This window comes from Rhizobium tibeticum, from assembly GCF_900110205.1.
GTDB lineage: Bacteria > Pseudomonadota > Alphaproteobacteria > Rhizobiales > Rhizobiaceae > Rhizobium > Rhizobium tibeticum.
On record NZ_FOCV01000027.1, the window covers coordinates 1 to 19,061 of the forward strand.

At 60.0% G+C, this 19,061-nt stretch carries 17 protein-coding genes and 1 pseudogene; 11 read left to right on the forward strand and 7 right to left on the reverse strand.

The window, feature by feature from the left end; translation table 11 throughout:
- Positions 1–360 precede the first annotated feature (360 nt).
- From BSG20_RS24690 to BSG20_RS24720, 7 genes and pseudogenes are all read left to right on the forward strand, one after another.
- On the forward strand, positions 361–816 hold the full coding sequence (locus BSG20_RS24690; RefSeq protein WP_177309887.1) for a MarR family winged helix-turn-helix transcriptional regulator: 456 nt from the start codon (positions 361–363) through the stop codon (positions 814–816).
- A pseudogene (locus BSG20_RS24695) lies at positions 806–2,898 on the forward strand (FUSC family protein). Before BSG20_RS24690 ends, BSG20_RS24695 begins: the two are co-directional and overlap by 11 nt.
- Entirely contained in the window at positions 2,895–3,104 is a 210-nt protein-coding gene (locus BSG20_RS24700) for a DUF1656 domain-containing protein (RefSeq protein WP_024318041.1), read from the forward strand. The pseudogene BSG20_RS24695 and the gene BSG20_RS24700 overlap by 4 nt, the downstream one beginning before the upstream one ends.
- Positions 3,101–3,967, forward strand: a complete 867-nt coding sequence (locus tag BSG20_RS24705) for an efflux RND transporter periplasmic adaptor subunit (RefSeq protein WP_072379652.1) — start codon at positions 3,101–3,103, stop codon at positions 3,965–3,967. The genes BSG20_RS24700 and BSG20_RS24705 overlap by 4 nt, the downstream gene beginning before the upstream one ends.
- Before the next feature lie 141 nt (positions 3,968–4,108).
- Positions 4,109–5,317, forward strand: coding sequence for an adenylate/guanylate cyclase domain-containing protein (locus BSG20_RS24710; RefSeq protein WP_072379672.1), 1,209 nt, complete (start codon positions 4,109–4,111; stop codon positions 5,315–5,317).
- Positions 5,318–5,584: 267 nt separating this feature from the next.
- Positions 5,585–5,884 (forward strand): hypothetical protein, encoded by a 300-nt coding sequence (locus BSG20_RS24715; RefSeq protein WP_244541414.1) that lies wholly within the window; start codon positions 5,585–5,587, stop codon positions 5,882–5,884.
- Between the two features lie 131 nt (positions 5,885–6,015).
- A complete protein-coding gene (locus tag BSG20_RS24720) occupies positions 6,016–7,755 on the forward strand; it encodes a tetratricopeptide repeat protein (RefSeq protein WP_072379650.1) in 1,740 nt (579 codons plus the stop codon).
- Positions 7,756–7,883: 128 nt separating this feature from the next.
- On the opposite strand, the gene BSG20_RS24725 is transcribed toward BSG20_RS24720, so the two are convergent.
- From BSG20_RS24725 to BSG20_RS24755, 7 genes are all read right to left on the reverse strand, one after another.
- On the reverse strand, positions 7,884–8,369 hold the full coding sequence (locus BSG20_RS24725) for a hypothetical protein (protein ID WP_093041426.1): 486 nt from the start codon (positions 8,367–8,369) through the stop codon (positions 7,884–7,886).
- Positions 8,370–8,425: 56 nt separating this feature from the next.
- The gene (locus tag BSG20_RS24730; protein WP_072379648.1) at positions 8,426–9,448 is read right to left on the reverse strand and encodes an Lnb N-terminal periplasmic domain-containing protein; all 1,023 of its coding nucleotides are present in this window, start codon (positions 9,446–9,448) and stop codon (positions 8,426–8,428) included.
- 151 nt (positions 9,449–9,599) lie between these two features.
- A complete protein-coding gene (locus BSG20_RS24735) occupies positions 9,600–10,130 on the reverse strand; it encodes a DUF1269 domain-containing protein (RefSeq protein ID WP_072379646.1) in 531 nt (176 codons plus the stop codon).
- Positions 10,131–10,196: 66 nt separating this feature from the next.
- On the reverse strand, positions 10,197–11,171 hold the full coding sequence (locus tag BSG20_RS24740) for an HAD family hydrolase (RefSeq protein ID WP_072379644.1): 975 nt from the start codon (positions 11,169–11,171) through the stop codon (positions 10,197–10,199).
- A 14-nt stretch (positions 11,172–11,185) separates the two neighbouring features.
- Positions 11,186–12,160, reverse strand: a complete 975-nt coding sequence (locus BSG20_RS24745; protein WP_072379642.1) for a formylglycine-generating enzyme family protein — start codon at positions 12,158–12,160, stop codon at positions 11,186–11,188.
- Positions 12,161–12,765: 605 nt separating this feature from the next.
- Positions 12,766–14,412, reverse strand: a complete 1,647-nt coding sequence (locus BSG20_RS24750) for an arylsulfatase (RefSeq protein WP_420884127.1) — start codon at positions 14,410–14,412, stop codon at positions 12,766–12,768.
- A 154-nt stretch (positions 14,413–14,566) separates the two neighbouring features.
- Positions 14,567–15,706 carry an alpha/beta hydrolase gene (locus tag BSG20_RS24755; RefSeq protein WP_072379664.1) on the reverse strand — a complete coding sequence of 380 codons (1,140 nt, stop codon included), beginning with the start codon at positions 15,704–15,706 and terminating at the stop codon, positions 14,567–14,569.
- A gap of 438 nt (positions 15,707–16,144) precedes the next feature.
- On the opposite strand from BSG20_RS24755, the gene BSG20_RS24760 reads away from it, so the two are divergent.
- The 4 genes from BSG20_RS24760 to BSG20_RS37720 all read left to right on the forward strand — a co-directional run bounded on the left by BSG20_RS24760 (position 16,145) and on the right by BSG20_RS37720 (position 18,791).
- The gene (locus BSG20_RS24760; RefSeq protein ID WP_072379640.1) at positions 16,145–17,338 is read left to right on the forward strand and encodes an MFS transporter; all 1,194 of its coding nucleotides are present in this window, start codon (positions 16,145–16,147) and stop codon (positions 17,336–17,338) included.
- A gap of 258 nt (positions 17,339–17,596) precedes the next feature.
- Positions 17,597–17,947, forward strand: coding sequence for a hypothetical protein (locus BSG20_RS24765; protein WP_177309884.1), 351 nt, complete (start codon positions 17,597–17,599; stop codon positions 17,945–17,947).
- A gap of 339 nt (positions 17,948–18,286) precedes the next feature.
- The gene (locus tag BSG20_RS37715) at positions 18,287–18,502 is read left to right on the forward strand and encodes a hypothetical protein (RefSeq protein WP_244541415.1); all 216 of its coding nucleotides are present in this window, start codon (positions 18,287–18,289) and stop codon (positions 18,500–18,502) included.
- Complete coding sequence (locus BSG20_RS37720) at positions 18,423–18,791, forward strand: hypothetical protein (RefSeq protein ID WP_072379636.1); 369 nt, start codon at positions 18,423–18,425, stop codon at positions 18,789–18,791. The genes BSG20_RS37715 and BSG20_RS37720 overlap by 80 nt, the downstream gene beginning before the upstream one ends.
- The last annotated feature ends 270 nt before the right edge of the window (positions 18,792–19,061 follow it).

Below are 19,061 nucleotides of genomic sequence, written 5' to 3' on the forward strand. Positions count from 1 at the left end.
CGACACGTCGCCGATGTTCTTGGCGCCGCCCTCGCTGAACTTCGCCGGAAGCGGCATCTCCGGGGGAACATGGTCCGGGCCACTCACACAGCCCGACAGAACAGACAGTGCGGCAAGGATTGCATATCGGCGCATAGGGTCTCCAACGGGATGCTCGGCGAGTCTCTAAGAAACTATTACCGCCTATGGTTAATTTTTAACTTCCTCAAGACCCTTTAACCACAGTCCTGAAGGAAAGCACCCATGATGTCGAACCGGCAGGCGACGGGCGACGAGAACGGTCCGTACTCTCATCGCTACGTCGAATAATATCATTGTATTCTAATCGATAGGATGTTATCTAATTTCATGACAACGAATCTGAAACAGACGTGGGCCGAGTTCGCACCCTTGCTTATGATCTGCGGGCGCGGGTGGCGTCGGGCTTTGAACGCCGTCCTGACCGAGCACAGCCTGTCTGACGCGAGCGCTGCACCCTTGATAGCGCTGCTTCGACATGGCGACCGGATACCGCAGGGTGTTCTGGCCGAAAGGGTCGGTGTGGAAGGGCCGACCCTCGTGCGAGTTCTCGACAGTTTGGAAAATGACGGCTTGATCTGCCGGGTTCCGGATGAGGCGGACCGGCGCATCAAGCTGGTGCAACTCACCGGAGGAGGCACAGCGGTCGCCGAGCGCGCCGAGAGCTGTGCGGCGGAGCTGCGAGCACAGATCCTTGGCGAGCTTGATCCTGAACAGGTCGAGGCCGCCCTCAAGGTCCTGCGCGCCATCGCGGCGAAGACCGCGGCGTTATCCGGAATACAGGAAAATGACGAGTAGCAAGAACACGATCGATCCCAGCCTCGGAGACGTCGTTTTTTCCATCAAGACCTTCGCGGCGGCGATGCTCGCACTTGGCATTGCGCTTTGCTTCGACCTGACGAATCCCTATTGGGCGGTGGGCACGGTTTATATCGTTGCCCATCCCCTGTCGGGTGCCAGCACGTCGAAGGCGCTCTATCGCCTGATCGGTACCGCGCTCGGCGGAACCGTTACAGTGATCCTGATCCCGAACCTCGTCAATTCGCCGGAACTGCTGACGCTCGCGATCGCGCTGTGGATGGCCTTTTGGCTTGGCGTCAGTCTGCTCGACCGGACACCGCGCAGCTACAGTTTCATGCTCGCCGGATATACGACCGCTCTCACCGGCTTCCCGATTGTCGCAAATCCGGATACCGCCTTTACCTATGCAACTGCCCGCGTCGAGGAAATCGCGCTCGGCATCATCTGTGCGGCGCTCGTCAATCGCATTTTCTTTCCCAGGCACGCCGGGCCGGTTCTGGCTACTCGCATCAATGCGTGGCTACGCGATGGCGCCGAACTCGCGATCGGCACGCTGAACGGCAGGGGACGGGATCCCTCGCTTCTGGCCGCTGCCCGCCGGCTCGCTGCCGATGCGGTCGATCTCCACAGCTTTACCACCCACGTCGCTTATGACACTTCGGCGCTGCGCGATATCGTCGGTCGCACCAGAATATTGCAGCAGCGCATGGTCGCGATGCTGCCGATTGTTTCGGGTTTGGCCGACGTGCTGCACGCGCTCGAGAAGGCAACGGCGGGCAAGTTCACGCCTGCCATGACTGCACTGATAAGCGAAGCCACGGTACTGCTTGAAAGCGGTGCGCCTCTTGCCGAGGACAAGCGCCAGCAGTTCCTTGCGCTGATGGCGAAGGCCGAGGAGGAGGGGCGCGAACAACAGGAGTGGAACGGGCTGCTTGCTCATAACTTCACCGCCCGCATCCGCGATCTCGTGCAGATATGGGGAGACTGTCTCAGCCTCCGCCAGGATATCGGTTCGGGGTCCCATCACGATCTTCGTGGCGCCGGTTCGGCACGTCCTTCGATCGGGCACCAATCCACAAGGACTACGGCATGGCCATTCACTCGGGCCTTTCCGTGATGTTGGCGACGTTCATTGCGACGGCGCTCTGGATCTATACCGGTTGGCCTCAGGGCAGCGCGGCTGCGATGATGGCCGGTGTGCTCTGCTGCATCTTTTCGTCGATGGATGATCCTGCCCCGATGATGATCAAATTCGTCAACGTCGCGATCGTGACGGTGATTGCCGCTTTCGTCTTCGAGTACGGCCTGATGCCGCTGATCCACAGCTATGTCGAACTCGCGGCCGCACTCGGGTTGATGCTCGTGCCGGCGGGGCTCCTGATGACCAGGCCGTCCCTCGCTCTCTACGGCATGGGCTTCTGCGTCAATCTGCCGAACATGCTGACGCTGCAGGACCGCCTGAATCTGGACCTTGCCTCTTTCCTCAATTCGAATGCGGCAATGATCATCGGAATGGTGATTGCCTGCGGAACGACAGTTCTCGTTCGATCGGTAGGCGCTGAATGGACGGCCTACCGCCTGCTGCGGTCCGGCTGGATCGATATCGTTGCCGCCGCACGTCGTCCCGAGGAGGTCGATTTCACGAAGTTGCTTTACCGGATGGTCGATCGCCTCGGCCTCGTCGCGCCGCGTCTCGCGATGATCCCGGCCGAGTCCGCGATCGCACAGACCGATATCCTGCGGGATCTGCGCAACGGCCTCAACACGCTGGATCTGCAACGCCACAAGCAGTTGGTATCGCGCGACAAACGTGAGCCGATCGAGACCGTGTTGTCGGGCATCGCAGCGCACTATCAGCGCAAGCAGAAGAGCCGCGACGCCCAACCCGACGAAAAGCTGCTTAAAACCTTGGACCAGTCGCTCGCCGCATTGGTCGGGACCGGCAGCTCTTCGGCGATCGAAGGCGCACGCCGCTCCATGACCGCGCTCAGATACACCCTCTACCCTGATGCAGCCTGCCTCCCTCAGATCGCTGCCGATGGCGGGGGAGGAAGAACTGCAAAGGAACATGCCGCATGAGGCCTGATATCGATATTTACGGGGTCTTCATCCCGACGCTCGCTGCGATTGCATTCGCAGCCTACCTTCTCAATGCCATCCTGCGACGGTTGCTGGCTTCCGTCGGTTTCTATCGACTGGTCTGGCATCGGCCGCTCTTCGATACGGCCATGTATTTCTGCCTGCTTGGCGCCATCGCGCTGTCTTTGAACAAGGTGTCACTATGAAATCGCTTCTCGCTCATTCCGGTCGTTTCCTGCTCACCGGCGCCTTCGTTGCCCTGGCCGGAGTGCTCGGCTGGCATTTGTGGGATTACTACATGGACGACCCCTGGACGCGGGACGGCAAGGTCCGCGCCGACGTCGTACGGCTCGCTGCCGATGTCTCCGGGATCGTCAGTGAAGTGGACACAAGGGACAATCAGCCCGTCCGCAAGGGTGATGTGATCTTCCGCATCGACCAGGCGCGCTTTATCCTCGCCCTGCGTCAGGCCGAAACGCAGATGGAGAGCAGCAAGGCGGCGCTCGATATGGCAAGAAGCGATCTCGAGCTTTATCGCAAACTCGGCGAGAGCTCCGTGACGCGGCAGAAGATTCAGCAGGCCGAAACAACCGTCCAACAAGACGAAGCCGCCTATAACCAAGCCGTCATCAGCCGCGACACCGCACAGCTCAATCTGGACCGCTCAGTGGTGCGTGCGCCGGTCAATGGTGTGCTGACCAACTTCTCCATGAAGCCCGGCAATTACGTAACGGCTGGCACTGCTGTGACCGCGTTGATCGACAGCGATTCCTATTACGTGGCGGGCTATTTCGAAGAAAATAAGCTGGACCGCATCAAGATCGGTGATCCCGCGCTCGTCTATCTGATGGGCAGCAAGACGCCTCTCAAGGGGCATGTCGACGGCATCGCCGGCGGCATCGAGGACCGGGAGCGAAGCGATACCGGCGCCCAGCTCGCCAACGTTACCCCGACTTTCACCTGGGTTCGGCTGGCTCAGCGCGTGCCGGTACGTGTGGCGCTTGATGCGCTGCCCGACGACACGGCCCTCGTTGCCGGTCTCACGGCAAGCGTCACCATCGTCAATTGATCAAGGCGCCAAGAGCAGCCTTCGCAACCTGTAAGTTCACCGGTCTGGGCGTCCCACCGATGACCGGCAACAAGGATCCGATCCGGCAAAGCCGCTCGGCCCCAGAAAAAGAAAATGGACGCCCGGTTCCAGGAGACAGCCGTGGACGATCGCCACGTCATAGAAATCACCGCCTGGCAAATGCAGAGCGGGCTCAAGGGCGTGGCGGAAGCAGACCTGCTCGCCGGCTTTTGCGAACAGTGCCGCATCAATGGACTTCCGATCGAGCGTTCCGTGGCCGTCATCGACACGCTGCACCCGATCTATGAACGGCGCGCGTTCCGCTGGGACAGCAGGGAGGCGATTGAGCGCGTGTCGGAATACGGCTTCTCCGGCCCCGGCGAGATTGCCGACAATTGGCTTCGTTCCGCATTTCACCATCTGGAAGCGACAGGATTTGGAGAGCTCCGCAGAAACCTGACCAATAGTGATCCGGCCGATTTTTATCTGCTTGACGATTTGAAGGCCGCGGGCTTCACGGACTTCATCGCCATGGCGCATCGGTTCGGAGACGGTGGGACGATCGGCGAAATCGACTGCTTTTTCTCGCACTTCGCCACACGATCCAACGAGGGTTTTACTGACAGCGATATCGCCGTGTTGCGCGATCTGCTGCCCTGTCTGGCGTTGGCGGTCAAATGCGTGACGATCAGCGGTGTGGCGGGCACGATTGCCAAGGTCTATCTCGGGCAGGATGCGGCCAACCAGGTACTTCACGGTAAGATCACCCGCGGCCAAAGCGACCGCATCTCGGCGGCGCTGTGGTTTTCCGATCTCGCCAATTTCACGCATATCTCCGACACCGTCGACCCGAAAGAGATCATTCCGATGCTCAATGATTACGCCGACGCAGTGATCTCGTCGGTCCAGGAGGCCGGCGGCGAAGTGCTCAAGCTGATGGGGGACGGGACACTGGCTATTTTCAAGGGCCGGCGTTCGAGCGAGGCTTGTTGTGCGGCGCTCAACGCCCGCGCGCTGCTCGACAAGCGCCTGCTCGATCTGAACGCGCAGCGCCGCATCGAGGGCCGGCCTGTGACCGACGTCTATCTCGGCCTTCACGTCGGCGAGGTCTTCTACGGCAATATCGGCAGCGAGGATCGGCTTGATTTTACGGTCATCGGGCCAGCCGTGAACGAAGTCAGCCGCATCGTCTCTCTCTGTCGGTCGCTACAGCGCCGGCTGCTGATGTCGGCCAGTTTTGCGGCGATCATTCCACCGCCGCAGATGGACAGCCTGCATTCGACAGGGCTGCATGCACTACGAGGCGTCAATCGCGCGCAGGAGCTCTTCACGCTGATGCCAGTGATTTGAGTGCAATGCGCAGGCGCCAATTGCAACGAATATGAGGATGCGCCGATCCGCGGGTGACTGCTTACGGTGGCCGATCAATACTCGGCCGAGTTCAGCAAGTTTTGCTGCAGGCGCGTTGGCTCCATGCGAGTGCACAACTGTAAATGCCGACGTAACAGGGGCCGGCGTCAGCTGTTAAAGCGGTCTGTTACCGTTGCGTACTTCCACCGTATCGCCAGGTCGATAAAGTGGCCTGAAACGAAGCCGACCGAAGCCGGGGTGGTCTTCATGGGCAAGGAATACGACAAGGCAAGAACGCCTACTGGCGCTGAGCGGCGAGGGCTGCGCCGTCTGATGCTGAAGCTACCCGCGGTCCGCGGGCAACTTCAACGGATCGGAGAGAAGTCGGAATCTCTTGGCAGCCTTTGCGAAGCCTATGAAGATGCGAGTTCCATGCTCGATCGGTTGAGAAGTGTTGTCGCTGATAGGAACCAGGCGATGGTCCATGAGTATGAAATCGTCTGTGCAGAGATAGAGGCAGATGTTGTCAAGTACTGTCTTGAGCGCGGAGGCGGCCTCCTGGATTAGGCCCAGTGGCAGCGCCGGCCTCGATCACGTTTCGGTTTTGTTAGCATTTCGTGTTTCAACCTCTTGTTTTCTGCGCGATAACCCCATCTGTTCTACTTGGCATTGAGCATTGCGCAGCAGGGGCGGCAGTGATGAAGGCTGAAGAACAGCATGGCGGGGATCACGAAGTCGCATGCCCGCAAGCCCGCGCAGAGCTGGACCGTCTGCTCGCCGACGAGCGGTTTAGGGCCACCGAAAGAAGTCGGAGCATCCTCAGATATATCGTGGAACAGCAATTCGCCGGTTGTGCGGAGGGTGTGAAAGCCTATTCTATCGCCGTCGATGTGCTTGGCCGACAAAGCAATTTCGATCCGTCGCTCGATCCCATCGTCCGCATTGAGCTCAGCCGGTTGCGATCCTCTCTCAGCCAGTATTACGAGGCTTTCGGGGAGGAGGGTGGTGTCACAGTTCAGTTGCCGAGGGGGCGCTACGTTGCCGTTTTCACGCGGTCTACGGGGCGCTTCCCACACATCGATGATCGAGAGCATCGCGCAACCGGCTGCGCAAAACCCGCAGATCTCGTTCTCGATCAAGCTCCCTCAGCGGTTGTACCGGCTGTCCCGGCCCGACCTTGGCTGACGGCGTCAGCTCTGGGACTGCTGATGATTGCCGTCGTGGCCGGCGGTGTCGCCGTTTATGTGTCGCGCCCCATCACGACGGTAAAGCCTACCGTCGCAGTCACCCTGACTGCGGTCGATGAGGGGTTGCGCGGCGAGGCCTCTGTCACTCGCGACATGCTGCTGACCGCCCTTACGCAATTTCAGACATTGACCGTTTCGCAAGCCCAACGACGTGAACGGCCGCTTGCCTCCGTGTTGCGCCCGGCCAAGTCGAACGCCTATGCAATCGACATGAAGTATTATGGTGATGGCGACGACCGCAGCATCTGGTGGCAGATCGTGGACACTGCGACGGGCGACCTTCTCAAATCAGGCCTTGAAAGCGTCGACACCAGTGGCAGGACGGTTGCGGCGGTCCGAGCTGAACTCGTTGCCCAACTCGCACGCCGCTTCGCTGCGACAGGCGGCGTCATCAACACTATCGAAACGCACACCGCCTCTGAGGGATCGCTTGGCAATGCATGCGTGCTTCGGGCCGAATACCAGTTGGACGATGGCAAGGCATCGAGCTTCGCACGCACGATCGATTGTTTGGAGCGAACAGTCGCAACAAACAGTTTTGATGCCGACGCAACGGCAGCGCTCTCAGCGATGCTGGCGGCGGCGCAGGCGGAGGCTGCCGACGACGGCAAGATCGCACGTGCGCTCGAGCTTGCCAGTCGGGCAGTCTCCTTGGCACCGCTCTCCGATCGGGCTCACGTCGCTCTGATGTTGTCACAATTCTATAGTGGACGGGTCGACGCGGCGATCGCTGCGGGCAACCGCGCGCTCGCACTCAACCCCAACAACCCCGATGCAGCGGCAAAACTTGGTCTCGTGCTGTTCCAGTCAGGCTATTTCGATGCGGGTGTTTCTCTTGCGCGGGATGCCGGCCGATCGGTTGATGTCGTTCCGCGCGACGCGGTTCTCGTGCTTGCATTGGACGCTTACCGAAGAAAGGATTGGTCGCAGGCCTCGCTGCTGTCCGAGCAGGTCAGTGACAGCACTTTCCTGATCAGCATCCTCCGGGTTGCTGCACTCGGGCAGCTCGGGTCGGATGAAGCGGTGCAGCGACTTGCCGAGCTGCGCCAGCTTGCACCGGACTTCGAGACGACCTTCCGGGAGAGAATGGCGCCCAGACGCTATCAGCCGGGTCTTTCCGCGGCCATCGAAGAAGGGCTGACGAAAGCGGGTGCCCGCTTCAAGACCGAGGGTTTGGCGACCGCCTTTTAGCGACGCGGGATCGTCCATGGCGGTCGAGGTTCCCCAGACGGTAGCCCACACGAAGATCATGGCGTACGACAACACAGGGGCCTAGCCTCTTGCATTTGCCCACTGGCCCCTAGATCGATGTTGCAGCTTCAGTCGATCTCACCAAGCACAACATAGGTGCGATCGCCAAGCTCGATCTTGGTCATGGCGGCATTTGCGCCGTCGGCACAGCCCCTTGGGGTGAAATGTTCCGGGAGCATCGCCGCGGCGAGCGTCGAGATCTCGTGCTTTGCTAGAATGTCGAGCTGGCTTGATCGCCAGAACGTGACAAGCTCAATGGTCTCACTGCCTGCCAAAACGATCGACCAGTAACTTTCACCTGCCGCATACTCGGTCGTGTCGAGGTGCGCCTTGACCTTGTGCGCCATTGCAACGTCGTCTCCCAAGTGGTCCTGGTATGGATAAAGGACACAAACCAAAGCGGCCTCGAAACGCGACAAGTGCGAAACCGGAACGGCTTTGCCGACGGGGATGGAACGAAGGCCGGCTTCGTCCATAACCTCCGGTGCCTGGCTCACATCGGCCATGCCGAACAACAGCGGCAATGAGAGTGCCAAAACAGTCGCAACACGCAATGGATGAAGATCTCCGTGCTAAACTCAACTCATGAAACTGGGTCTCGTCTACGCTGTCAACCGCCGTAGAATGTTGGCCGGATGACTCTCGAGTAGGCGCTCGACGCAGGGGCAGCTTGCGCCCGGCCGCTGATCTCGGCTTGTTTCTTTACCTGCGAGAGGGGGACGTCGGTGCGGATCAGGCCGCGGTCGTAGAGATAGTCCGGCAGGTAGCCGGATACGATAATGCGCCAGTCGAGCGGGATGCCAGGATCGATCAGCCGGGCGAGCTTGAAGACGATGGTCGTGCAGTTTGCCGTGATCGTCTGATAGAATTCGGGCTGCACCGAAAGCGCGTTGGCCTTCTCGAGATAGGACAGGAAGAGCGCGCGTGCGACCTGCGCGGAGACTTGAAGAGGATAGAGTGACACGGTTTCCCGGCGGATGTTGCTGCGTAGCCGGACGATGTCGCTTTCTTCGGCCGCAATCAGGACCAGTTCGAACTCCTTGAAGAAGCCGCCGATCTCCGAAAACGCTTCGCCTCGTTCTTTTCGGATCTCTGCCGAGAATACGACGTAGCGACCGTCCGCAAAACCAAAGCTGACAAGGGTATGAGCAATTGCCGGGTTGCTCCAGACCGAGTTAAGCAGGTCCACTGACCGTAGCGAAGCGAGATCATATGTCCCGGTTTGCCAAATCGGATCGAAGTCTTCGGTCGTCCGCCATCGAAAACTCCGGATATTGTGCAGGGTGATCTCATCGCCTGCTATCGTTGCGGTGACGCCGTGGGCAACGTCGGCCGCCCAGTCCCGATCATTGCTTGGCTTGATGCTGCTCCACCAGTAGGAAACCGCAAGCATTGCTGCGACCACAAGCACAGCGACGAGCAGCGGCCGCCGCCTGACGGTCAGAACGGTGATCAGTCCGGCGAGCAAGCCGGCAGTGATGATCGGCCATTTCCATGGAGAAGGGACCTGGTAGAAAGCGGCGAGGGCAAACCATCCCGTGAAGAAGGTGACTGCCAGCCGGAAGGCGAACCGAGCGATGAGGGCCAGAACTCGCCATTTCCGAGGCAGTGGCGCAGTTGAGATGATTGCCATTGTTTCGCCCCTCGCGAATGCGCCAGCCTGCCAATCAGGAGGAGTAATATCGCGCGCCCTTGCAGCAACCGCAAACCATCGCAAGAACCGACCTCAGCTTCGCAAGCGGCCCCGATCCCACCCTTGGTGCGAGCAGGGCCGCCGCATTGGATCATGTGGATGCGGCTTCGCTCGTGCTGCCGGAGAGCGCCTTGCGCAGCCGCTCCTCCTGATCCGGCGCCAGCGAGGTTTTCAGGACGCGGCCACGCAGCCCCTGGAGCTCGGCGAGAACCTTCTCCGGCTGCGCTTTGCGCACGAGGACGAAGAGAGCGGAGGAGGAATTCGGTATCGTTCCGCCAAGAGACTTGATGAACTCGTCGTCGATGCCATAGTCGGCGAGCGAGCCGGAGATCGCGCCGGTGCCTGCGCCGACGAGGCCGCCGATCGCAAAGCCCGCGAGCGGATTGAGGAATAGCAAGCCGACGAGGCCGCCCCAGAGAGAGCCGGACAACAGGCCCGACGTGGCGCCGATTGCTGTCAGGTTGAGGCTCTGCTTGAGATGGACCTTGCCGGCTTCGTCGCGGACCACAACGACTGCATCTTCGAGATCGACGAGGTATTCCTTCTTCAGGTTGTGCAATTTCAGCAGCACCTTGTCTGCTTCATCCATGGCATCAAAGCCGACCACGACGAGTTCCGACATTGTCCGTTCCTTTCGTTTGATAGCGAGCATATGGAGCGCCCGGCTGGCAGAAGCGCCAGCTGGGACCTATTGATCGAACGCGTAAATCTTCTTCCAGTCGGCCTTCATGTCGACGAGCAGCCAGTTGCGTGCAGCAGCCTCGTCAAGCGCGTTGTCGAGCCTTCCGAAGTCAGATTTGCGATCATATGCGTATTCCCGATCTGCATCGGTATGATGAATGATCATTGCGAAGTGAGGCCCTTGGCCAGCCATCACCCAGCGCAGCATTTCATAGTCTCCGTCCGAATTGCCGGCGGCAAAGACCGGGCGCCTGCCGATGAACTTGTTGATGCCCACGGGCTTGCCGGGGCCATCATCGACGAAATCGATCTTCGGGAGCCGGTTCAGGACCGGTGTTTCGTCGACCAGCGCATATTGCGTCGTAATCGTGCTGCCGACGACCTGTTCAGGCGGGATGCCGTATGCCTTGTCGGTGATCTCTCGCATGAACTCGCCGCCGCCCGAGACGATGAACGTCTTGAACCCATTTGCGCGCAGGTAGTCCAGCAGGTCGTGCATGGGCAGGAATGTCATCTCGTTGTATGGCTTGCCGGTCTTCGGGTGTCTTGCTGTGGAAAACCAGTTGATGACGATCTTGCGGAAATCCTCGGTCGTCATGCCGGAATGGGTCTCCATCGCAAGCTCGACGATGCCCCGTTCGCCGCTCTTGGCGATGCCCTTGAGATCGCCGGCGAGGATCGACTTGAAGGGCTCCTTCTCCTTCCACTCGGGATGCTCCGGGGCGAGCGCCTTGACCCGATCCAGTATGAAGCCAAGCTGAAAATAGAATGGCTGCTCGGTCCAGAGCGTACCATCGTTGTCGAAGACGGCGATACGGTCCTCGGGCGCCACGTAGTCGGCGCCGCGCTCCGTGGTGACCTTCTTGACGAAGTCCAGGATTGCCTGCTTCGACTTGCCGTCATTCCAGGCAGGAAGCTCCTGCGCGAATGCGCTCACCGGGAGCAGCAGGAAAAGCAGCAAGACGCGCACAGATCGAGACATCGAGATGCTCCTGGTCAGGTTGCAACGCGCTTGATGCAGCGAAAGCCGACATGGCTGGTCGACGTGTCTTCCGGCTCGGCGTGACGAGCGGCCGGGCGATAGCGGCGGCAATAGTTCGGGGCGCAGAGATGCGAGCCACCCTTTAATACGCGCCTCGGGATGAGAATGTTCGGTTGGTTGGGATCGTAGCTCGCCTCTTTCGCGCCGCCGCGGGGGTTCTCTGGGATGCAACAGGCTTTCGCCGCCGGTTCCGGATGGCGCGTGGACCAGTAGTCTGACGTCCACTCCCAGACGTTGCCGATCAGGTCATAGGCGCCGTAGCCGTTGGGCGGAAAGGAACGCACCGGCGTTGTTCGGTCCTTACCCGCAAGCTTGGTGCTGTGCGTCGGAAACGTGCCTTGCCACGTGTTGGCCATCGCAACACCGTTGGGCATGAGTTCGTCGCCCCAGGCAAACTCAGTGTCGTCAAGCCCACCACGGGCAGCGAGTTCCCACTCGGCTTCCGTCGGCAGGTCCATTCCCGCCCATTCGGCATAGGCCTTCGCATCGGAATATGCGACGTGAACGACTGGATGGTCCAGCTTGCCGCGGAGATCGCTCAGGCCGCCATAAGGCCGCCGCCAGTTGACGCCGAACTTGAATTTCCACCACTGCCCGATGTCCGTGCCGGTCACCGATTTCGGCGGTGTGAAGACGAGAGATCCGGCCCGCAGCATGTTCGGCAGGGCACCGGGATAATCTTTCGGGTCTGGCGTCTTCTCGGCCAGGGTGACATGGCCGGTCGCCTTGACGAATTCCTGGAATTTGCGGTTCGTGACAGGCGTCGCCTCGATCCAGAAGCCGTCGACGGTAACAGGATGAGCCGGGGCCTCTTCCGGGTAGTGCTCGTTGGAACCCATCACGAAGGTTCGGCCAGGTATCCAGACGAGGTCGCCATTGTCGTCGCCCTGACGTTGCGGCCGGTGTGCTGTGTCATATGCCAGTGCCATCGTCGCCTCCGAAAGCCTGCCTGAGTATCGCCACATGTTGCGTCACCCGTAAGTACGTTACGGTAACACGCCTTCCGCAAAACGTTACATCAGGCGTAAATCTGCTGCTCCAGCCCAAGGATTCAACGCGGGTCATGAATTTCCGCGCGTCGTGCGGGCGTGTCTCGCTGCGCCTGCCTGTTTGGAGTCATCGCTGTCGCCAGCGCCGCTCGATCGAGCCTAGCCGCTCTGTCGCGGCGGGATCATCATCGCCTGCGTATTCCCGGCGAAGACGGCCACGCTTCCTACCAGGGCTTCGCTTGCCTTGAGGTTGGCGGGATCGCGATCGAACAACTATGCGATGGTGACGCCGCGGACCGCGAAAGGAAGCGCGGCGCTGTCGCTGTCGCTGCCGGTTGGGCAGGCAGCTGGGAACTGCGTCGGTGGCAACCCGTGCGGTGCCTCGAACGAACTTGCCGTCATCGAAGTAGCAAAATTTAATCGTTGCGGGAGGCGGCGTGAAGGTGCCTGCCGTCTGTCGAGGCTATCGGCGCGTGCTGTCATGGCTCCGCCGTGATCACGATCGAGCGGGTCGCTCAAAAAGCCAACCCGCTCATGGCGCTTTGCTATTTCCCGACGGCTGGGCCTTGATCCACACTCCGCATCAGAGCGTCGACCATCTGGTCGATACTGAAGCTCGCAGAGCGCTGGCTCGGAGGATAATCCTTGAATGTCTGCAGGAAAGGAGCGACCCGGTAGACGCCGTATTGGATGAGATAGGCGTTTTGCGCCAGCCAGTCGTAATACTGGTCGGAGACGGTATCGGCTCGCTCGTAGGGGTCCATGCGCAGGTTGAAGACCTTCGGCGCGCGCAGGCAGGTGAACGGGTTTGCCCAGACCTGGAAGCCTCCGGGCTCTCGCTGTTCGCAAAAGACGATCTTCCAGTTGCCATAGCGATAGGCAACCAATTCCCCGTCATCGTTGAAATAGTAGAAGTCCTCTCGTCCCGACTTCGGCTGCTGTCCCGTCAGGTAGGGAAGCTGGTTGTAGCCGTCGAGATGGACCTTGAACTGGTTGCCGTTGATGCTCGCACCATTGACAAGCCGTTCCTTGATGTCGGTATCGCCAGCCGCTGCAAGCAGGGTCGGGAACCAGTCAAGTCCGGACATCATCTCATTCGACACTTCGCCCGCCTTGATGTGACCGGGCCAACGAACCATCGCGGGAACGCGGAACGCGCCTTCCCAGTTGGTGTCTTTTTCGCTTCGGAACGACGTCGTCGCCGCATCCGGCCATGACCATTGGTTAGGACCATTGTCCGTCGTATAGACGACGATCGTGTTGTCAGCGATTTTGAGATCGTCCAGCGTCTTCAGCAGTTTGCCGACATCGCCGTCGTGCTCGATCATACCGTCGGCGTATTCGTTGCCCGGCATGCCACTTTGGCCCCGCATCGGTTCTCGAACATGCGTGAACGCGTGCATGCGGGTGGTGTTCATCCAGGTAAAGAAGGGCTTTCCTTCCTTGGCCTGCCGCTGAATGAAATCGATTGCCGCAGCAGTCGTCTCATCGTCGATCGTTTCCATCCGCTTGCGGTTCAGCGCACCGGTATCCTCGACCCTGCCATCCGCGAAGGAATGCAGCACGCCGCGCGGCGAATTGGCCTTCACGAATTCCTGGTCGTTCTTCGGATAGTAGGGACGCTCCGGCTCTTCCTCGGCATTCAGATGATAGAGGTTGCCGAAAAACTCGTCGAAACCGTGCTTCGTGGGCAGGAATTCGTCGCGGTCGCCAAGATGGTTCTTGCCAAACTGGCCCGTTGCATAGCCAAGCGGCTTTAGCGCCTGTGCGATGGTAATGTCACGCGCCTGCAGACCGACCGTCGCTCCGGGGATGCCTACCTTGCAAAGACCCGTTCGAAGGCAGACCTGCCCGGTGATGAATGTCGAGCGACCGGCCGTGCAGCTGTTTTCGGCATAGTAGTCCGTAAACAGCGTGCCTTCCTTGGCAATGCGGTCGATATTGGGCGTCTTGTAGCCCACGACCCCCATCGAATAGGCGCTGATGTTGGTCTGGCCGATGTCGTCGCCGAAGATGACCAGGATGTTCGGTTTGGCCGTATTCTGGGCAGGTGCCGCCTGCTGCGCTTGAGCAGCCCCATAGCTGAGCGAGGTGGAGGCCAGCGCTATGGCAAGCCCTGCGCCGGCACGCCGCAGCCGCTTTGAGAGAGATGCACGCAGCGATCTCGCTTTACCATGCATGTCATTCAACATTTACGCTCTCCTTGTGGAGCAGGCCAAGTCGGCACTGCTGAACGGTCGTCGCGTTTTCGACGACCGCACGGTCCCACTGAAAGCGTCACCCGGTAAGTACGTTACGGTAACAAGCGATGGCCAAATCGTAACAACGAGCAGAAATGCTTCTTGTCTACTGGGTGAGGGGTTGCGGCTTGAGGTCTCCCTGCAGCGTTTCCTCGGCAGGACGCTTCTTGCCCTGGATTGGCTGTTCAAGCACGGTGACGGGCGCGGCGACGGCCGTTGCAGCCACGTTGCCGATGGTTGTCACCGTTCCGCCGACCACAGCGGTCAGACCCTGACCGAGCGAGACGTTCGAATCCGTCAGCGTCTGTCCGGTGATGATGCGTTGGCCAATCAGCTGAACGATTTCAGGACTTTCGGCGAACTTGCCATGGTTCAGGCCTTCGCCCTTGACCTTGGTAAGATCGATCGCCGTAATGCCGGCGGCTTCGAGTTTCGAGCGATAGGGTTCCACGGTCGGGTCAATCGCGCCGAGACGCGAGACACGGCCGGTGATGAAGCTCGACACGGCAAGCGCCTTGTCATCCTGGGATACGAAGATCGTGAATTTCGGCGTTGGCGTTCCCATCTCGGCGAACTGCTTGGCAAAGACCTGGATATCGATATCCGGGGATGCGAGGATGACGTTGTGAATCTTGCTGTTCACATGGCCGTCGCGAATACCCATCTGCCGCAGCGCCTCCATGGTGAGCCAGGTGCCCATGGAGTGGGCGAGGATGGTGATGTCCTTGACATCCGGGTCGGCTGCGAGCGTTCGCAACGCCTGCTCGAGCGCCGTGCGCGAATAGTTGGTGCTTTCCTTGTCGTATTCGTAGGCCGTGAGTTGCGCGCGTGATGGCCACGTGAAGAGGAGCGGGGTCGCCTGCATGCCGGAATCGTGGACGATCTGGGCCAGGCGGAAGACCGAGTCCTCGTATTTGTTGTTGAAGCCATGGACGAAGACCAGCGCGTGCCCGCCCTGGATGTTCTGGCGGAACCAGGCGCGCCCTTGCGGAACTGTGTCGATCTCCTTGACACTGGTCACCGCAAAGTCGGTCGCTGGATTGGGCGGCAGGCGTTTCGGCCATTGCACAGTGCCGGGCGCCCGTTTTGGCGGTATCGAGACGTCGACCGCCGTCAAGTAAGGTTTCGGGCTGCGTTCGCCGGTAAACAGCGTTGCTGGGTCGCCAGACGGTTCGCGGGTTGTCGCGACCAGCATGCTGACCTGCGAGGTCTTCGGCGTTGCCGCCGTCAGTACAATGGGCGTCATGACGCCGCTTGGATGACCACAACCGGCAAGAAGTGCGGCGACGAGCAACGGTACAAGTGTCCGAACAGTGCGGGCAGCGATCACGTTGCCGGTTCCCTCATTGAAAACGCAAGCACCTTACGGTGGCCGGGCTAAAGTGAAAGTACTTTACAGCAACGACGCAAATGTTAGGCGCAATTCGCGCCAGATGCCCACGCGCCGCAAAGAGTTTTGGGCGAGTGTTACCGAACCGCAACGAGCCGGAGACGCCGGGCCGCGCTGCCTGTGCGCTACTCATCGGGTCTCAGCCTCCAAACGCCACAGCGGGAAATCTCTACTTTCTGTGAATTCGTTTCACAGATCTTTGGATTAAGTGACCGCTTATCACCGAAATCCAGGGCCGCCATATGTTCGCCATTCAACCACGCCGGCAGACCGGCAGACCATTCGAGGCCCACTATGCCAATTGCTCTCTTCGCTTTGACGATCGCGGCCTATGCGATCGGAACCACAGAATTCGTCATCGTCGGCCTGTTGCCGACCGTCGCTACAGATCTCCAGATCAGCCTGCCGCTGGCTGGGTTGATCGTCAGCGTCTATGCGCTGGGCGTCACCTTCGGCGCACCGGTGCTGACGGCGCTGACGGGACGCATCGAAAGGAAACCACTGCTTCTCGGCCTAATGGCGCTCTTCATCATCGGTAACGGGATGGCGGCAATCAGCCCAAGCTACGCGCCGTTGCTGGTTGCGCGTGTGCTTTCGGCTTTTGCGCATGGCGTCTTCTTCTCGGTCGGCTCGACGATTGCAGCCGATCTCGTCCCCGAAAACCGCCGCGCCTCGGCAATCGCCATGATGTTCATGGGCCTAACCGTTGCCATCGTCACCGGCGTTCCTCTCGGCACGCTGATCGGTCAGATCTTCGGCTGGCGTGCGACCTTTGCCGCCGTTGCCGGCCTCGGCGCGATCGCCTTCCTTGCAATTGCCATGCTTCTGCCGTCAAACCTGAAGAAGGCGCCGGCCGCCAGCATTGGCGATCAGATCCGCGTGCTCGGCAGCGGACGCCTGCTCATCGTCTTCGCGATGACCGCGCTCGGATACGGCGGCACATTCGTCGCCTTTACATTCCTTGCTTCGATCCTGCAGGAGATCACCGGGTTTGCGGCGGGCACCGTCAGTCTCATCCTCGTGGTCTACGGCATCGCCATCGCCATCGGCAATGTCGCCGGCGGCAGGCTCGCCAACCGCAGCCCCGTACGCGCCTTGACCGGATTATTCATTGCCCAGGCGATCGTGCTGGTCCTCTTCAGCTTCACAGCGCCGTCGCCCTGGCTGGCTGTTCCGACGCTGGCTGCACTCGGATTCCTCTCCTTTGCCAACGTGCCTGGCCTGCAGATCTATGTTGTGCAGCTGGCAAAGCAGGTTCGCCCCGCCGCCGTTGACGTCGCATCGGCCCTGAATATCGCGGCCTTCAACCTTGGTATTGCCGCGGGCGCATGGATCGGCGGCCTCGTGGTCGAATCCTCCCTGGGGCTTGGGGCCACACCATGGGTTGGCGCAATCCTTGTCGTGGGAGCCTTGGTTCTGACGCTCTGGAGTGGCGCTCTGGACGGCCGCCCGGCATCGGATGACGACACGGCGACCCAGCCTGCCTAACGACGGCGACGGGAATCCCCAACGTCCTGAGAACGGTGGTCGACGCGAGCCCAATCGCGTTGGCCATCGAAGGCCGGACTTGGGGTCTTCGCCAGGCGCCCCCAAATGTTCTTTTTCCCGGCAAAATTGTGTCGTCGTCGACCACAATTTTCTTGCCTCATGACGGCATGCTGCGACATAGTCACCAGAGCCGATTAGACTCGAATGCATGACTAGGACACCTTGCGATTTCGCGTTCTTCACAGTTGGGATCGATCAATGGTCTATCTGTCGCCTCGCACGATCACTGCATTTCTGAAAATACCGGTTGCGATGCTTGCCACTTGTGGGGCGTCGCTTCTATCGAGCCCGCCCGCATATGCACAAGATCCCTTTGACGATTTTCCGCTGGTTATCAGCTGTGAAAACAAGGGTACCTACCACGCGTTCTATTTGTCGAGAGTGACGAAGGACGGCACCGCGACTTACTCGGCTTCAGACCGGATAGCGGGTACTATTACGCTCGACGGCAAAGCAAAGGCCGTAGGCGGATCTGACGGGGGAAGTTGCGTGGGCAAAACCCTCAAGGAACTGCGAGCGTCAGGGCAGGCACACGACCTCAAATCTTAGCCCCTCAACATCGAGATTTCTGGGCCATCGTTGTTCAGCGGACGGGTAAATCGGCTGGAGGCAGACGGTTCCCGCCAAGTCAGCGGGGAATGTCATGGGCGACCTATGTTCTAGGCCCTTCGAACGTTTGTGCGCTCGCGCGCACGGGCAAAGACGTTGTCAGGATGTCGTTCGACGTTGGGCTCCAACCTACGTCGCGTGAATAGCCTTCGAAGAGGCCGTCAGGGAGGCGGGCTTCCTCTTTAGGGTGAAGCTTGGGCGATGACGCGACGCAAAGGGGAGAGGCATGGAAGAACTGCAAACTCCTTTTAAGGTACAGCTGGTCGCTTTCTGCGCTCGGTGCGAACCTGCATCTCTTCGGAGGTCGGTGGCGCAGCCAAGCTTCTGACAGCAAGCCTTGTCATCCTGTTCTTGGCGATCAACGTGCTCAACAGCTTCGTCGGTCGAAATTTCATGACGGCAATCGCCGACAGGCATGTCAGCGAGTTCGCCCGCCAGACGGTATTCTATCTTGTCGTGTGGCTCCACGATCGTATCGGTGTATGCGCGGTTTAGCGAGGAACGGCTCGCACTGCTCCGGAGAAATTTCCTGACGCGCCGCCCCGGCAAGCTTTATCTGACGGATGGAGCATACGATCGCCTCGATGTGACGGGCGAGCTCTCGCATCCCGATCAGCGCATCTCGGAAGATATCCGCGCGGGTTCCTGCTTGATTCAGAGGCGCCGCGGGCGTTGCTTATCCAGGTTCTGGCCGAATTCTTCGCCCAGGGATACGCTTCCTCCGCAGCAACCCTATTTTCCGCCGAAGTACGCTTCGACCAGCCGATCGTCGCACTGTCTGTGAACGCAGAAATCCCGGACGAGCGGATTTCGATGCTACTTGCCGAATTGAGACTCGAGCGCATTTCTACCAGAGGGATTTCGACAAGAAGTGGAATGGCATATGTTTCTGACGCCAACAGGGCAGCGCCTGTTGATGTTGGCGGCCTCATCCATCGCGAAGCCGCGTGTCATTTCCCTGAGGGACCGAGGTTATGGTGGGTTGGGATGTGGTGTTCCGGATTATGACTAGCCTTACAGAAGGTGTCGGCATCGCCTGCGTCCATATTGGGAG

Bases quoted from the DNA above. Each gene is read 5' to 3' on its own strand.
- BSG20_RS24715 (WP_244541414.1), top strand. From the start codon at position 5,585: ATGGGCAAGGAATACGACAAGGCAAGAACGCCTACTGGCGCTGAGCGG.
- BSG20_RS24720 (WP_072379650.1), top strand. From the start codon at position 6,016: ATGAAGGCTGAAGAACAGCATGGCGGGGATCACGAAGTCGCATGCCCG.
- BSG20_RS24760 (WP_072379640.1), top strand. From the start codon at position 16,145: ATGCCAATTGCTCTCTTCGCTTTGACGATCGCGGCCTATGCGATCGGA.
- BSG20_RS24745 (WP_072379642.1), bottom strand. From the start codon at position 12,160: ATGGCACTGGCATATGACACAGCACACCGGCCGCAACGTCAGGGCGAC.
- BSG20_RS24765 (WP_177309884.1), top strand. From the start codon at position 17,597: ATGGTCTATCTGTCGCCTCGCACGATCACTGCATTTCTGAAAATACCG.
- BSG20_RS24705 (WP_072379652.1), top strand. From the start codon at position 3,101: ATGAAATCGCTTCTCGCTCATTCCGGTCGTTTCCTGCTCACCGGCGCC.
- BSG20_RS37720 (WP_072379636.1), top strand. From the start codon at position 18,423: ATGTCAGCGAGTTCGCCCGCCAGACGGTATTCTATCTTGTCGTGTGGC.
- BSG20_RS24700 (WP_024318041.1), top strand. From the start codon at position 2,895: ATGAGGCCTGATATCGATATTTACGGGGTCTTCATCCCGACGCTCGCT.
- BSG20_RS24750 (WP_420884127.1), bottom strand. From the start codon at position 14,412: ATGTTGAATGACATGCATGGTAAAGCGAGATCGCTGCGTGCATCTCTC.
- BSG20_RS24755 (WP_072379664.1), bottom strand. From the start codon at position 15,706: ATGACGCCCATTGTACTGACGGCGGCAACGCCGAAGACCTCGCAGGTC.
- BSG20_RS24740 (WP_072379644.1), bottom strand. From the start codon at position 11,171: ATGTCTCGATCTGTGCGCGTCTTGCTGCTTTTCCTGCTGCTCCCGGTG.
- BSG20_RS24730 (WP_072379648.1), bottom strand. From the start codon at position 9,448: ATGGCAATCATCTCAACTGCGCCACTGCCTCGGAAATGGCGAGTTCTG.
- BSG20_RS24735 (WP_072379646.1), bottom strand. From the start codon at position 10,130: ATGTCGGAACTCGTCGTGGTCGGCTTTGATGCCATGGATGAAGCAGAC.